Source organism: Bradyrhizobium cajani, from assembly GCF_009759665.1.
Lineage (GTDB): Bacteria > Pseudomonadota > Alphaproteobacteria > Rhizobiales > Xanthobacteraceae > Bradyrhizobium > Bradyrhizobium cajani.
In genome coordinates this window covers 71518-85262 of the sequence record NZ_WQNE01000035.1, presented here as the reverse complement: position 1 = coordinate 85262, position 13745 = coordinate 71518, and the positions used below count along the sequence as shown (strand labels likewise).

The 13745-nt window shown below is 66.1% G+C and carries 12 protein-coding genes and 1 pseudogene; 5 read left to right on the top strand and 8 right to left on the bottom strand.

Annotated features, from left to right (window positions below; translation table 11 throughout):
* Positions 1-124 (top strand): annotated as a pseudogene (locus GPL20_RS31515) (IS481-like element ISRm20 family transposase); the annotation flags it as partial.
* Between the two features lie 1072 nt (positions 125-1196).
* On the opposite strand, the gene GPL20_RS31510 reads toward GPL20_RS31515, so the two are convergent.
* Both GPL20_RS31510 and GPL20_RS31505 read right to left on the bottom strand, forming a co-directional pair.
* Positions 1197-1838, bottom strand: coding sequence for an alpha/beta hydrolase (locus GPL20_RS31510; RefSeq protein WP_157335104.1), 642 nt, complete (start codon positions 1836-1838; stop codon positions 1197-1199).
* Complete coding sequence (locus GPL20_RS31505; RefSeq protein ID WP_157335102.1) at positions 1835-2773, bottom strand: ring-cleaving dioxygenase; 939 nt, start codon at positions 2771-2773, stop codon at positions 1835-1837. The genes GPL20_RS31510 and GPL20_RS31505 overlap by 4 nt, the downstream gene beginning before the upstream one ends.
* A gap of 126 nt (positions 2774-2899) precedes the next feature.
* Here GPL20_RS31505 and GPL20_RS31500 point away from each other — a divergent pair, with 126 nt between their 5' ends.
* Complete coding sequence (locus tag GPL20_RS31500; RefSeq protein WP_157335100.1) at positions 2900-3787, top strand: LysR family transcriptional regulator; 888 nt, start codon at positions 2900-2902, stop codon at positions 3785-3787.
* A 153-nt stretch (positions 3788-3940) separates the two neighbouring features.
* Positions 3941-4363, top strand: coding sequence for a GFA family protein (locus GPL20_RS40335; protein ID WP_157335098.1), 423 nt, complete (start codon positions 3941-3943; stop codon positions 4361-4363).
* A 55-nt stretch (positions 4364-4418) separates the two neighbouring features.
* Here the strand turns inward: GPL20_RS40335 and GPL20_RS31490 are convergent, their stop codons facing one another.
* From GPL20_RS31490 to cobU, 5 genes are all read right to left on the bottom strand, one after another.
* Positions 4419-7112 carry a hybrid sensor histidine kinase/response regulator gene (locus tag GPL20_RS31490; protein WP_347340048.1) on the bottom strand — a complete coding sequence of 898 codons (2694 nt, stop codon included), beginning with the start codon at positions 7110-7112 and terminating at the stop codon, positions 4419-4421.
* Positions 7109-8152: an ABC transporter substrate-binding protein gene (locus tag GPL20_RS31485; RefSeq protein WP_157335096.1), complete on the bottom strand. Its 1044-nt coding sequence runs from the start codon at positions 8150-8152 to the stop codon at positions 7109-7111. The genes GPL20_RS31490 and GPL20_RS31485 overlap by 4 nt, the downstream gene beginning before the upstream one ends.
* Positions 8153-8338: 186 nt before the next feature.
* Positions 8339-8971, bottom strand: a complete 633-nt coding sequence (bluB, locus tag GPL20_RS31480; RefSeq protein WP_157335094.1) for a 5,6-dimethylbenzimidazole synthase — start codon at positions 8969-8971, stop codon at positions 8339-8341.
* A gap of 4 nt (positions 8972-8975) precedes the next feature.
* The gene (cobS, locus tag GPL20_RS31475) at positions 8976-9758 is read right to left on the bottom strand and encodes an adenosylcobinamide-GDP ribazoletransferase (protein WP_157335092.1); all 783 of its coding nucleotides are present in this window, start codon (positions 9756-9758) and stop codon (positions 8976-8978) included.
* Positions 9755-10258 carry a bifunctional adenosylcobinamide kinase/adenosylcobinamide-phosphate guanylyltransferase gene (cobU, locus tag GPL20_RS31470; protein WP_157335090.1) on the bottom strand — a complete coding sequence of 168 codons (504 nt, stop codon included), beginning with the start codon at positions 10256-10258 and terminating at the stop codon, positions 9755-9757. The genes cobS and cobU overlap by 4 nt, the downstream gene beginning before the upstream one ends.
* 121 nt (positions 10259-10379) lie before the next feature.
* Here cobU and cbiB point away from each other — a divergent pair, with 121 nt between their 5' ends.
* Both cbiB and cobD read left to right on the top strand, forming a co-directional pair.
* A complete protein-coding gene (cbiB, locus tag GPL20_RS31465) occupies positions 10380-11321 on the top strand; it encodes an adenosylcobinamide-phosphate synthase CbiB (RefSeq protein ID WP_254125335.1) in 942 nt (313 codons plus the stop codon).
* An 11-nt stretch (positions 11322-11332) separates the two neighbouring features.
* Entirely contained in the window at positions 11333-12298 is a 966-nt protein-coding gene (gene cobD, locus GPL20_RS31460; RefSeq protein WP_157335088.1) for a threonine-phosphate decarboxylase CobD, read from the top strand.
* On the opposite strand, the gene GPL20_RS31455 is transcribed toward cobD, so the two are convergent.
* Complete coding sequence (locus GPL20_RS31455) at positions 12287-13735, bottom strand: cobyric acid synthase (protein WP_157335086.1); 1449 nt, start codon at positions 13733-13735, stop codon at positions 12287-12289. The genes cobD and GPL20_RS31455 overlap by 12 nt on opposite strands.
* Positions 13736-13745 lie beyond the last annotated feature (10 nt).

Below are 13745 nucleotides of genomic sequence, written 5' to 3'. Positions count from 1 at the left end.
GCTGGATCGCGACGGCCACTACGGTGTCTTCTTCGCGAGCTGGCAGGTCGCATCGATCGACTTGACCAATCGCCAACCTGTCAGTGATGTGTCCGAACAGGTGTCAGCTATGTCTCCGGGCTAAACAACAAGCCCGGCCATGACGCTGTGGAGACTGTCGGTGCCCCTAGCCCACACCTCATATGCGATTGCCCTGCCTTCTCATGGGTAGGCAAGCGTCCATTTTGCACTAGCGACCATCTCTGTCCGCTACACGTGGAATTGAGCAGTCATCGCGTTTGGGCGAAGCGGCGGCCTTGATAACCCTTAGCGGGCGTGCTCTACCTAAAGTCGATTATTTTGAGGATAGCCCATGATGTTTAGCAGAGCGATTTCTCTCGCAAGTGCAACCCTTCTGCTCGGCGCCGTTCTGATTGCAACCGATGCCCGTGCGCAGAAGGTGCAGGCGCCCGCCGTCGGGAACGGCGTCACTGCTCGCACATTGCCCAGCCCCACTGCGGCGCCAAGACCGCCAAACCAGACCCAGACCCCGGCATTGCCGACCGGTACTTACTCCAGCCAGCCAACCAGATATCAAAGCCGTCTCGGCTACACGTGGAATTGAGCCGTCATCGCGTTTGGAGCGAAGCGGCGGCCTTGATAATCTCTAACGGGCGCGCTCCACTTAAAAGTCGATTATTTTGAGGATAACCCGCCATGTTTAGCAGAGCGATCTCTCTTGCAGGTGCAACCTTGGTGCTCGGCGCCGTTCTGATCGCGACCGACGCTCGTGCACAGAATGTGGGACAGAATGTACCGGCGCCCGTCGTCAGGAACGGCGTCCTTGTTTACCCCAATCTGCAAAGACCGCCAAACCAGGCCCCGACATTGCAGAATCTCGGCAATCAGCCGCCGCGGGATATTGCCGTGGGCGGTCCCTATGTAGGGCTTAGGTACCAAGGCAACGTGCGGTAAGGGCCATCTATCGGCTTGGTCTCTTGCTGCGGATATCGCGCCTATCCTGCTGCTTTTTCGCCGCAGGTTGCCTGGCGGTGAAAATCAAAACGCCGAAAATCAAAACGACGATGTCCGGTCGTGGCCCATCAGCGTAGCTACGGCCCGCGTCATTGAGCCTTGCCGGGCCGATGATCGTATTGGCGCGGCCGGTTCGCGTGAAGTCGCGGCGCACCGTTTGGAGACGATGCGCCGCTCGTGAGTTATGCCGCTTTCTCGTCGACATTGCCGATCCAGTTCCGGGCCAGCGTGACGTCGGCTTGCGACAATTGGTGGCCTGCCGGCAGCACCTTGTGGGTCACGCTCGCACCTGCCTGCGACAGCAGAGCCGCGAGCCGTGCCGAATTGCTCGCCGGCACGATCGGATCAGCCTGCCCGGACAATAGCAGCACCGGCTTGCCCGCAAGATCGGCCTTTGCCGGATCGTTCCTGGGCGGATCCGACAGCGGCACCATGGCACGCAGCAGGATCGCGCCCGCGAGCACCTCCGGCTTGAGCAGCAACAGCGCGGCTGCGATGTTGGCGCCGTTGGAGAAGCCGACCGCGACGGGTGCCGCGATGCCGTAGCGCCGCCGCGCATCCGCGACGAAGTCGCCGAGCTCGTGCGCGCGTCTGCGCACGTCCTCCTCGTCGAACACGCCTTCCGCAAGGCGGCGGAAGAAGCGCGGCATGCCGTGCTCGAGCACGCGGCCGCGCGGCGAGAGCAGGGCGGAGCCGGGCGAGATCATCTTGCCGAGCCCGAGCAGGTCGTTCTCGTCGCCGCCGGTGCCGTGCAGCAGCAGCAGAGGCGGGGAGCCCGCGTTGGTCGCGGGCTCATAACGATGGATGAATGCACTCTCGGTCATGACACGGTCTCTTGCAAATTCGGCAGCACGCCCTCGATCTGCTTGCGATGCTGTTCGAGGAAGGCCGGCAGTTTCAGGTCGCGGCCCAGGGTCGCGACGGGTTCGTCGACGGCGAAGCCGGGGATGTCGGTCGCGATCTCGAACAGCACGCCGCCGGGCTCGCGGAAGTAGATCGAGCGGAAGTAGTTGCGGTCGCGCTGCTCGGTCGGATGCAGGCCGTGATTGCTCACGAGCTTTTGCGCCATCTGGCCCTGCTCGGCGTCGTCAGCCGCGCGGAAGGCGATGTGGTGCACCGAGCCGCCGCCCTGATGTCCCCGCAAGAAGCCCTTGGCCTCGTAGATGTCGACGACGCTGCCTTCGGCATCGCCGGGCGCCTTGAAGCGGATCACCGAGCCCTCGCGTCCCGTCTCCTTGAAGCCGAACACGTCGGTGAGGATGGCGGCCGTCTTCGCCGCGCTGTCGAGCAGCAACGTCACGCCGTGGAAGCCGCGGATCGCATGCTCGGCCGGCACGTCGCCATTGCTCCAGCCGGGCTCGTTCTCGGCACCGGGAATGCCGACCAGCGCGAGCGCCATGCCATCGGGATCGGTGAACGGCAGCACGGACTCGCCGAAGCGCTTCTCCAGCGCCTCGTAAGCGATGCCCTTCTCGGTGAAGCGCTGGGTCCAGTAGCCGAGCGAGCGCTGCGGCACGCGGAAGGCGGTCTGATGGGTCTCGCCGACGCCGCGGCGTCCGGCCGAAACGCCCGCCCACGGGAAGAAGGTCAGGATGGTGCCGGGCCGGCCGGTCTCGTCGCCGTAGTAGAAATGATAGGTGCCGGGATCGTCGAAATTGACGGTCTTCTTGACGAAGCGCAGGCCAAGATCACGGGTGTAAAAGCCGAAATTGCGGATGGGGTCGCCGGCGATCGCGGTGACATGGTGCAGTCCAGACATTGTCGTCCTCCATTCGGGGAGCGGTCTTGCTCTGGCCGGAAATATCGTTCTGCTTTGGATTGGAGACAATCCATGCAAATATGACGACTATGTCTACGATTTGGAAACAATCGCCGGGGCGGGCCTTTGGATAAGCTCGGCAGCCTGCGGGCCTTCGTGAAGGTGGTCGAAAGCGGCAGCTTTGCAGAAGCCGGCCGGCAGCTGCGGCTGTCGCGCTCGGCGATCAGCAAATACATCGCCGACCTCGAGGAGAGTCTCGGCGTCCAGCTGTTGAACCGGACCACGCGGCACGCGAGCCCGACCGAGAACGGCCAGCGCTATTTCGAGCGCGCGGTGGTGATCCTCTCGGAGATCGAGGCGGCCGATCAGGCGGTGACGCAGGCCCAGTCGGCGCCGCGCGGGCTGTTGCGCCTCAACGCGCCGATGTCGTTCGGCACCATGCGGCTCGGACCGGTGCTCGCCGATTTCATGGCGCGATATCCCGAGCTTCAGCTCCAGATCGTGCTCAGCGACGACCTGCTCGATCCCGTGCAGGACGGCTTTGACGTGACGCTGCGGATCGCGGAACTGGAATCCTCCAGCCTGATCGCGCGCAAGATCATGCCGGTCGCCCGCATGATCTGCGCTTCACCGGATTATCTGGCGCGTCACGGCACGCCAAAACATCCGCAGGACCTGCGCGAGCACGCCTCGCTCACTTACGGCTTCCTGCTCACCGGCAATCAGTGGAAGCTCACAGGCAGCGATGGCGATCACTGGATCCAGCCCGCCTGGTCGCTCTGCGTCAACAATGCCGAGGTGCTGCGCGACGCCGCGATCAAGGGCAGGGGGCTCGCGCTGCTGCCGGAGTTCATCGCGGCCGATGCTTTGAGGAAGGGCGAGCTGCGGACGGTGCTGGATAATTGTCTCGCGCCGCCGCTCGCGCTCTATGCGGTCTATCCGCCGACGCGGCATCTGTCGGTGAAGGTGCGGCTGTTCATCGATTTCCTGGTCGAGCGGTTCGGCGGGTTGTGACGCAGGCCCCATGCTGGACAATCATAAGCGGCGGCGCGTGCGTTGATGATCCGGTTCCAGCCCCAGCTCGCCGCTAACATGTTCCGCAATCTTTAGTTGAGGGAGCAAATCCATCATATTACTCTCCGTCGCTCCGGAGGGAGGCTAACGGCCATGATACGAACCGCGAGCTGCCAATGCGGACAGCTCAATCTAACTGTGGAAGGCGAGCCTGCCTTAGTGTCGGCTTGCAACTGCACGCGATGTCAGAAACGTTCGGGCAGCGCGTTTGCGCTTTCCTCGAGGTGGAACGCCGAGCAGGTAAGGGAGCGCTCCGGCAACGGCGTTACTTATGCCCGGAAGGGTACCTCAGGTAAGAACGTCGAATTCCTGTTTTGCCCCGTATGTGGATCAACAGTGAGCACAAGTCTTGAACTCTTGCCCGGCGTCATCGGCATTCCGGTCGGTTGCTTCGCCGATACAAGCTTTCCTGCGCCGAAGGTAGCGGCGTGGTGCGAGTCTAAGCTTGGGTGGGTTCGCTTTCCCGACGGACTTCTCCTGCTGCGCGATCAAAGCCAGCCCATGGAACAAACGTAGTTCATGTTCTGAGCCGATTTCTGCCATCCAGGAATGGGCCTGGCGGGTGTACGTTCTAATTGATCGGCCCCTGCTCGGCCGGCTGAAGCAGATCGTCCAACGCGCGCATCGACGCCTCGCGAAGCGCGGCGAGCTCGCGGGCGGCATTCTCGCTCTCGACGGGGGACATCGCGGGCGCCGCAAGCTCGATCTCACGGCAGCGCTCGAACAGGCGAACGAGGCCGAGCGCGCTTGCCGCGCTGCCGAGCTGATGCGCGGCCCGCGCGAGCCGGCTGTGATCGCCCGTCGCCGCCGCCTTGGCGATGTCGTCGATCAGTTTTTCGCCCGTCTCTGCGAGCAAGTGGTGGAGCTTCTCGATCTGCGCGGCGCCGAGCAGCTCCCTCTGGTCGTCGAGGAAATGCAGGTCGATCAATGCACCAGCCGCGAGCTGTGGTGTGGGCGTCTCCTGCGCTTTATCGTCCTCGAGCGCCTCGCGCAGCGCGTTGATCAGGATCGGCTTGCCGACGAGCTTGGCGATGCCGGCGCCGGCGAGCCGTTCGCGGGCGCTGCGCGAGACGTCGGCGGTCACGGCGATGATGCGCGGCAGCTTGGGCAGACCGAGCTTTCCGATCCGCGAGGCCGCCTCCACGCCGTCCATGTCGGGCATGTGCAGATCCATCAGGATGACGTCGAACGCCTGATCGCGGGCGAGCTCTATGGCCGAGGCGCCGTTCATGGCGATCGTGGGGTGGTGGCCGAGCCGCTTCAGGATCGCTTCGCCGACCTCGCAATTGACGGGATCGTCGTCCACCAGCAGCACGCGGAGCTGCCGCGATGGCGGCGGAAGCGCACCCTGCGCGATGCCGTTCGCGGCGTGGCGAAGCGGCACTTCAAGCGTGAACGTGCTGCCCGCGCCCGGCGTGCTCTCAACCGTCAGCTCGCCCCGCATCAGGCGCGTGAGGCGCCGCGCGATGGCAAGCCCGAGCCCGGTGCCGCCGAACCGCCGCGCGATGCTGTCGTCGGCCTGGACGAAATCCTCAAAAATCCGCTCGTGCATGTCGGGCGCGATGCCGATGCCGGTATCGCGAACGGTGATGCGCAGCAGGACATGATCGTCGTGCCGCTCGGCCGCCGCGTTCAAGCCGATTCCGCCGCGCGGGGTGAACTTGATCGCGTTGCCGATCAGATTGAGCAGGATGCGGTTGAGCCGCACCGGATCGCCGTGCACGGACGTGTTGACCGTCGCATCGCAGGCGAGGTCGAAGATCAGCCCCTTGTCGACGGCCTGCGGACGCATCAGGTCGGCGGCGGCCTCGATGAGCTGGCCGAGACGGAAGTCGCGCGTCTCCAGCGTTTCGGCGCTGGCCTCCAGGCGCGCATATTCCAGGATCGCATCGACCAGCGCGATCAGCGTTTCTCCCGATGCCGCCGCAGTCGCGAGGTGGCGCCGCTGCGCTTCGCCGAGGTTGCCGTCGTCGAGCAGTTGCAGCACGCCCATGACCCCGTTCAGCGGCGTGCGCAGCTCGTGGCTGACGACCGCGAGGAAGCGTGACTTGGTCTCGTTGGCCGCGACCGCAGCGCTGCGCGCGCGCTCGGCGGCGTCATGCTCGGCAAGGGCCTGGTCGCGTGCCTTTTCGAGCTCGGAGGTGCGCTCGGTCACCTTGCGCTCGAGGGTCGCATAGGACTCGCGAAGATGCGCGGCCATCAGATTGAACTGGTCGCCCAGCGCCTCCAGCTCGTCGCCGGTCTTGATCGCGAGCCGCAGGCCGAGGTCGCCGCTGCCGATCCGCCGCGCGCCCTGGGTCAGCAGCTGGATCGGCACGGTCATGCGCCGGCTGAGCCACAGCGACACCAGCACCGCGCAGGCCAGCAGGATGACCAGGAGAAAGGTCGAGCGTCCGATCGATGCATAGATCGGCGCGTAGGCCTCGCTGAGCGGCAGCTCGACGAAGACCAGCCAGCCGAGCGAGGGGACCGTCGCGTAGGTCGACAGCACGCGTTGACCCGACAGGTCCTGCTTGATCAGGCCGCCCGAGGGCGGCCCCACGCCATCGAGCGCAGCGCGGACGTCCGCATGCGAGGAGAGATCGCTGCGGCGCAGCGCCGGCCACAGATCGGGATGCGCGATCAACACCCCCATGCGGTCGACCACATAGGCCTTGCCGGTATTGCCGACCCTGATCCCGGCGACGAGGTCCCAGATGAAACGCAGATTGACCTCGGCGATGATCACATTGGGACTTTGGCCGGCTCCACGCGCGGCGATCGTCATGAACGGCTCGGTGTCGCCGAAGAAGTAGACCGGCCCGTAATAGGTGCGGCTTTCGTTGGCGCCGCGGAATGCCGGCGTGGTGGAAAGATCGATCCCGCTGCCGACCCTGTCGGCGACACGGCGCGATACGCGCACCTGCTCGCGCCCCTGCGAGTCGAGCTCGGCGATTTCCGCGATCGCGGGCGAGAGGCGCAGCAGGCGGATCGCGTTCAGCCGCTCGTCCTCGTTGGTCGACAGCTCCGGCGGCAGGCGCGAGAGCCATCGGATCTGGCTTTCGATCTGGCCGATGAACTGGCCGATCTGAACGGCCGCGGACGCCGCCTGCTCGCGCTGGGTCGCCGCGAGGAGCTGCTTCTGCTCGCGATAGGAAAACCAGACGTCGAAGCCGGTGCTGATGGCAAGTGCGGCAAAGGCGAGGGCGATGATCGAGTAGAGATATTTTCGGAACAGCCGGCCGGGATGCGTCCGCAGATGTCCCTGGTCGACCGGCTCGTTCACTCGCGGATCTCGTCGGCGCGGGCGAGCAGCGTGAATGGTATCGTCAATCCGAGCGAGCGGGCGACCGTGCGGTTGATCAGGAGCTCGTATTTCCGCGGCGATTGCACCGGGAGGTCGCCGGCCTTGGTGCCGCGCAGGATGAGATCGACATAATCGGCCGAGCGCACTTCGAGCGTCGGCCCGTAGCTCATCAGCCCGCCCACATCCATGAAATAATGCAACGGATAAATCGCGGGGACGCGATACTTCGCTGCCGACGCCACGACGGCATGCCGGTTGACGACGAGGAAGCTGTCGACCAGCGCCACCATCGCCGCTCTCGGCGGTTCGAAAAAGCGCCTGAAGGCTTCGTCGATCTCCGCTGGCGCGTTGACGGGCACGGGCACCGCGGACACTCCGGACGCCGCAGCCTCCTGCTCGATCGATTCGAGGAAGAAACGCCCGCCGCGGGGCGTGGTCGCCGGGTTGAACAGGACGCCGACACGCGCGACATCCGGCACGGCCTCCCGGATCAGCTGAAGCCATTTGCCGCCCATCTCGGCGGTGCTGTTGGTGAAGCCGGTCACGTTGCCGCCAGGATGCGCAAGGCTTTCGACGAAGCCATTGCCGACGGGATCGTTCGCGGTGGCGAAGACGATCGGGATAGTCTTGGTGGCTGCAAGCACGGCGGCGGTCTCGATCGTCGATCCGGTCAGGATCACGTCCGGCTTGAGGTCGAGCAACTCCTGGACCGCGGTCTTCAGCCTGTCCGGTCCGCCGAAACTCGAACGGAGCTCGAGGTGGAAGTTGACGCCTTCGACCCAGCCGCGCTGTCTCAAGCCGACGATGAGGCCGCCCAGGCGCGAGGCCGGGCCTTCGATCATGCCACGTCTGGTCAGCTCGTCGTCGAGCGGCAATGCAGTCAGCCACGCGACGATCCGCATGCGATCCGGTGTCGCGCCGAGTGCCAGGAAGCCCGCGGCGGTTGCGCCGGCAAGGCGGATGAAATCGCGGCGGGCGACCGCCGGCACAGCGCGGGCAGGAGCGGACCGCTCAGTCATGAAATGCTTCGCAAAGATTGTCCCCTGACCGCGTGCATAACGCGAAACCCCGGCAATCACAATTGATGAAAAAATGCACTTGTGAATGTTCATTCGCAAGAGCAAGTCGTAGCGTCGGGTTTCTTCTCCGTCCATGGCCGGGACAAGCCCGGGCATGACGAGCTTGGGATGCGGAAACGCGCTTGATTACCGCCGCAGCGTGAACTCGTCGGCTCCTCGCCGGTGCTCCCATTTCGCCTGCTCCAGCTCCGGCCGGTCACATTCGGCCTCGGGGTAGCCGACGCAGAGATAGGCGATGAACTTCCAGGTGTCAGGCACGTCGAGAATGGCGTGAATGCGGGTGGGATTCAGGATCGACACCCAGCCGAGCCCGATGCCTTCGGCCCGCGCGGCGAGCCACATCGCGGTGATTGCCGCGACCACGGAATATTCCGTGGTCTCCGGCATGGTCGCGCGGCCGAGGCCGTGGCCGATGTCGCTGGCCTTGTCGGCGAACACCGCGATGTGGCCGGGCGCCTGTTCGAGACCCGACAGCTTCAGCGTGGCATAGCGCGCCGCGCGCTCGCCGGCATAGGTATTCAGCGCATCCGCGTTGCACGACTTGAAGTCGTCGATCACGGCTTGGCGGCGTACGGCATCATCGGCGATGACGAAGCGCCAGGGCTGGCTGAGGCCGACCGAGGGCGAGAGACAGGCCGTCTCGATCAGGCGATCGATGGCGTCGACGGGCAGCGGGTCAGTTCGAAAGCGGCGCACGTCGCGGCGCCACACGAATAGCTCGCGCAGACGTTGGCGGAAGGCGTGGTCGAACTCGACCATGAGGTCAGCGTCCCATCTGGAAGGCGGCGGCGACCAGCAGGATCACGATCTCGCCCAACTGCTCGAACGCGCCGAGGATGTCGCCGGTCTGCCCGCCGATCTGGCGGATGGCAAGCCGCGCCAGCATCAGGCCGGCGAGCGAGAGCAGGATGAGACCGGCCAGCGCCTTGCCCGGCCCGAGGGCGAGGGTGAGGGCGAGGATCCCGAGCGTGAAGGCGATGGCAACGCTGCGGCCAGGCGGCTGGCCTGCGCTGGCCGACAGCCCGTCGGGCCGCGCCGGCGGAACCAGCGACATGAAGGCCGGCACGCCGGCGCGGGCCGCGGCATGCGCAGCGCATAGCGCAAGCGTGACTGCCCACGGGTTGGCGATCGTCGCGAGCGCGCTCCAGCGCAGGCCGAATGTCAGGATCAGCGCGCAGACGCCATAGGTGCCGATCCGGCTGTCGCGCATGATCTCGAGCTTGCGCTCGCGCGTCCGGCCACCGCCGAGCCCATCGGCCGTATCGGCAAGTCCGTCCTCGTGCAGCGCGCCCGTGATGAGAGCGGTCGCGGCCAGCGCGAGCAGGGCGGCGAGGCTTGGTGTGAGCCCGAACCGGCTGGCGACCTTATAGACCAAAGCGCCGGCAAGGCCGACCACCAATCCTGCAACGGGAAGGGCCCAGGTCGCGCGCGCGATGGCGCCGTCAGTTGCGGGCTTCGACGATGCCACGGGGAGGATCGTCACGAACGATGCCGCCATCCTGAGGTCGGCAAGGATGTCTTTGAGAAGCTCGGTGCGCGGCATCATTTCAACTTCATCGGCAGGCCGGCGACGACGAACTCGACCTCGTCGGCGACACCGGCGATGATCTGGTTCATGATCCCGGCGGCGTCGCGGAAGCTGCGCGCCAGCGCGTTGTCGGGCACGATGCCGAGGCCGACCTCGTTGGTGACGAAGACGACGGGGCTCTTCAGGCGAGGCAGGGCGGCGGCAAGTGCGCTCACCTCGCGTTCCCAGTCGCGTTCCGCATGCATGAGGTTGGAGAGCCACAGCGTCAGGCAATCTACGAGCCTTGCGCCGCCGCCGTCGGATGCGACCAGCACCTCGCCGAGATCGAGCGGCACTTCGCGTTCGATCCAGTCGGTTCCGCGTCGCGCGCGATGTCCGGCGATGCGCGCTTCCATTTCGGCATCGAGGGCCTCAGCCGTGGCGACATAGACAGGCCGACCGGGAAAGGCGCGCACCCGCATTTCGGCACGCTTGCTCTTGCCCGACCGCGCTCCGCCGGTAATCAAAATGACGGCCATGAAGGTCTCCTGTCGGCAGCACTAATCACCAATCGTGGCCAAAGACAAAGCCGAAATCAGGCGGGCGGGGGCTTGCGCTTGGCCGCCGTCTTGCGCAACAGGGGCGGGACAGGAGGCGGGTGTGGGTTTTGCGGGCGCGATGGTGGTGGCGATGGCGGTGGATGCCCTTGTGGGCTGGCCGGCCCCGCTGTTCGCGCGGATCGGCCATCCAGTGACCTGGCTCGGCCGGCTGATCGCGGCCATCGATGCCGCCTGGAATCGCGCATCCGATCGGCCGGCCCTTCGCCGCGCCGCGGGCGTCGCCGGCGCGCTTGTGGTGATCGCGCTTGCTGTTGCGATCGGCTGGATCGTTCAATTGGTGCTTTTCTCAGGCTGGATCCAGATCGCGCTGGTGGGCATCCTCGCTTGGCCGCTGGTCGCCTTGCGTTCGCTCTACGACCACGTTGCCGCCGTCGCAACGCCCTTGCAGGCCGGCGACATCGCCGGCGCGCGCGAGGCAGTCTCGCGTATCGTCGGCCGCGATCCCGCCGCGCTCGATGAAGCCGGCATCGCGCGCGCCGCGATCGAGAGCCTCGCCGAGAACGCCTCCGACGGCATCGTGGCGCCGGTGCTCTGGGGCGCGCTGTTCGGACTGCCCGGGATTTTGGGCTACAAGGCCATCAACACACTGGACTCCATGATCGGCCATCGCAGCGAACGGCACGAGGCTTTTGGCTGGGCCGCGGCGCGCATCGACGATGTCGCCAACTTCATTCCGGCGCGCCTGACTGGCTTCCTGTTCGTGCTGCTTGCCCCGCAGCGATCCAAGGCGCTGTCGTGCATGACGCGGGATGCGCGCCGCCACCGCTCGCCCAACGCCGGCTGGCCGGAAGCGGCCATGGCGGGGGCGCTTGGTGTCCGGCTCAGCGGTCCCCGCATCTATCACGGCAGCGTCACGAACGAGCCGTGGCTGAACGACGGCGCGCGCGATCCGCATCCCGCCGACATCGTCGAGGGATTGACGATCTATCGCCGCGCCATGCTGCTGCTCGCCGGCCTGCTTGCGATCCTCGGCTTCGCGTGAAAGAACAGGGCATGCGCGAGCACGGTGGAAATCTCGATCTGGCCCAGCAGCGCTTTGGCGGGCGCGCCGAAGACTGGATCGACCTGTCGACGGGGATCAACCGGATGCCTCATCCCGTGGGCGAGGTGAGCGCGCGCGCGTGGAGCGCGCTGCCGTCGCGCGCCGAGATCGAGGCGCTGCATCGGGCCGCGCAGCACGCCTATCGCTCCAACGCGCCCATCGTCGCGCTGGGTGGCGCGCAGGCCGCCATTCAATTGCTGCCGCAACTCGCGCCGCGCGGCCGGGCTCGCATCCTCGGACCGACCTATAATGAATATGCCGGGGTCCTTCTGGCCGCGAACTGGGATGTCCAGGAGGTCGGAGAGCTCGACGCATTGGCAGGCGCGGATCTTGCGATTGTCGTCAATCCCAACAATCCCGATGGGCGACGTTTTGCGCCGAAGGATTTGCTGGCGCTATTGCCGCGCGTCGGCCGCCTCGTGGTCGATGAGAGCTTTGCCGACGCCGTTCCGGACGTGTCGCTGGCTGCACAAGCAGAGCGGTCGGGGTTGTTGATCCTGCGCTCGTTCGGAAAGTTCTACGGTCTCGCCGGCCTGCGGCTGGGCTTTGCGCTCGGCAACGCCGCTGACATCGCCGCGCTCGCCGCGATGTCCGGCCCCTGGCCCGTGTCGGGAGCCGCGATCGCGATCGGTTGCCGTGCCTTGCGTGATGATGACTGGGCTACGGCCACGTCGGCGCGGCTTGCGCGTGACGGTGTTCGCCTCGATGCCATGGCGCGAGCGCAAGACTGGCGGCTCGTCGGCGGCACACTGCTGTTTCGTCTCTACGAGACGCCTGACGCGCTTGCCGCGCAGGAGAAGCTCGCGCGCAGGCAGATCTGGTCGCGCGTCTTCGCGCGAGAGCCGGCATGGCTGCGTCTCGGACTTCCGGGCAGCGAAGCCGAATGGACACGCCTTGGCGAGGTGCTAGCGCGCTAGCGCGAGCAGGCCCTCGACGTCGAGATGCTCCTCAATGTGATCGGTGAGGGCATCGAGCGCGCTCTCGACCCTCGCATGATACGGCTCGTCGCCTGCGGGAATGTCGAGCTTCGCCAGATATGCCTTGCGAAAATTATCCGACGTGAACAGGCCGTGCAGATAGCTGCCCTGCACGCGGCCATCGCGCGAGATTGCGCCTTCCGGTTCGCCGCTCAGCTTTGCGAACGGGCGGGTGCGATCGGGGCCATCAGTTCGGCCGATGTGGATTTCGTAGGCCTCGATCGGCTGATCCGTGGCGGCGTGCACGGCCGCGACACGCGTCAGAGTCTTCTGCGGGCTCATGACCGTTGCTACGTCAAGAAGCCCAAGGCCCGGCGTGTCGCCCGCGGGGCCTTCGATTCCGTCGGGGTCGGCGACGCTGCGCCCGAGCATCTGATAGCCGCCGCAGAGGCCGAGCACGTGGCCGCCCCTGCGGTGATGCGCGAGGAGATCGATGTCCCAGCCTTGCGCGCGCAGGAAAGCGAGATCGCCGCGGGTGGATTTCGAGCCGGGGATGATGACGAGGCGTACGTCGCCGGGAATGGCTTCGCCGGGACGCACCATCACGAGATCGACGCCGGGCTCAAGTTTCAGCGGATCGAGATCGTCGAAATTGGCGATGCGCGACAGCGCGAGGCAGGCGATCTTGCATTGGCCTGGCCTGCGCGCATCGCCCAGGCCCAGCGCATCCTCGGCCGGCAGCTCGCCGGCGCGCGCGAACCAGGGCAACACGCCAAGGCCGCGCCACTCGGTTTTCACCTCGATCAGCCTATAGCCGTCGTCGAACAGTGTCGGATCGCCGCGAAACTTGTTGATGACAAAACCCCGGATCATCGCGGCATCGTCGGGGTCGATCACCGTCTTGATGCCGACGAGCTGGGCGATGACCCCGCCGCGGTCGATATCACCGACCAGCACGACGGGGACGTCGGCCTTGCGCGCAAAGCCCATATTGGCGATGTCGGCCTTGCGCAGGTTTACCTCTGCCGGGCTGCCGGCGCCTTCCACCAGCACGAGATCGGCGCGCGCCTTCAGCCGCCCGAAACTCTCCAGGACGGCGCCCATCAGCTGTGGCTTCATCGCCGCGTATTCGCGCGCCCGCGCGGTCGCGATGCGCTTTCCCTGCACCACGATCTGCGCGCCCACGTCGGTCTCCGGCTTGAGCAGCACCGGGTTCATGTCGGTGTGGGGCTCGACACCGGCGGCGAGCGCCTGCAGCGCCTGGGCGCGGCCGATCTCGCCGCCATCGACGGTGACGGCGGCATTGTTCGACATGTTCTGCGGCTTGAAGGGGAGCACGCGCAGGCCGCGCCGCGTGAAAGCGCGCGCAAGCCCGGCGACGATGAGCGACTTGCCCACGTCCGAGCCGGCCCCCTGGATCATCAGCGCGCGCGCCATAGCGAGATCG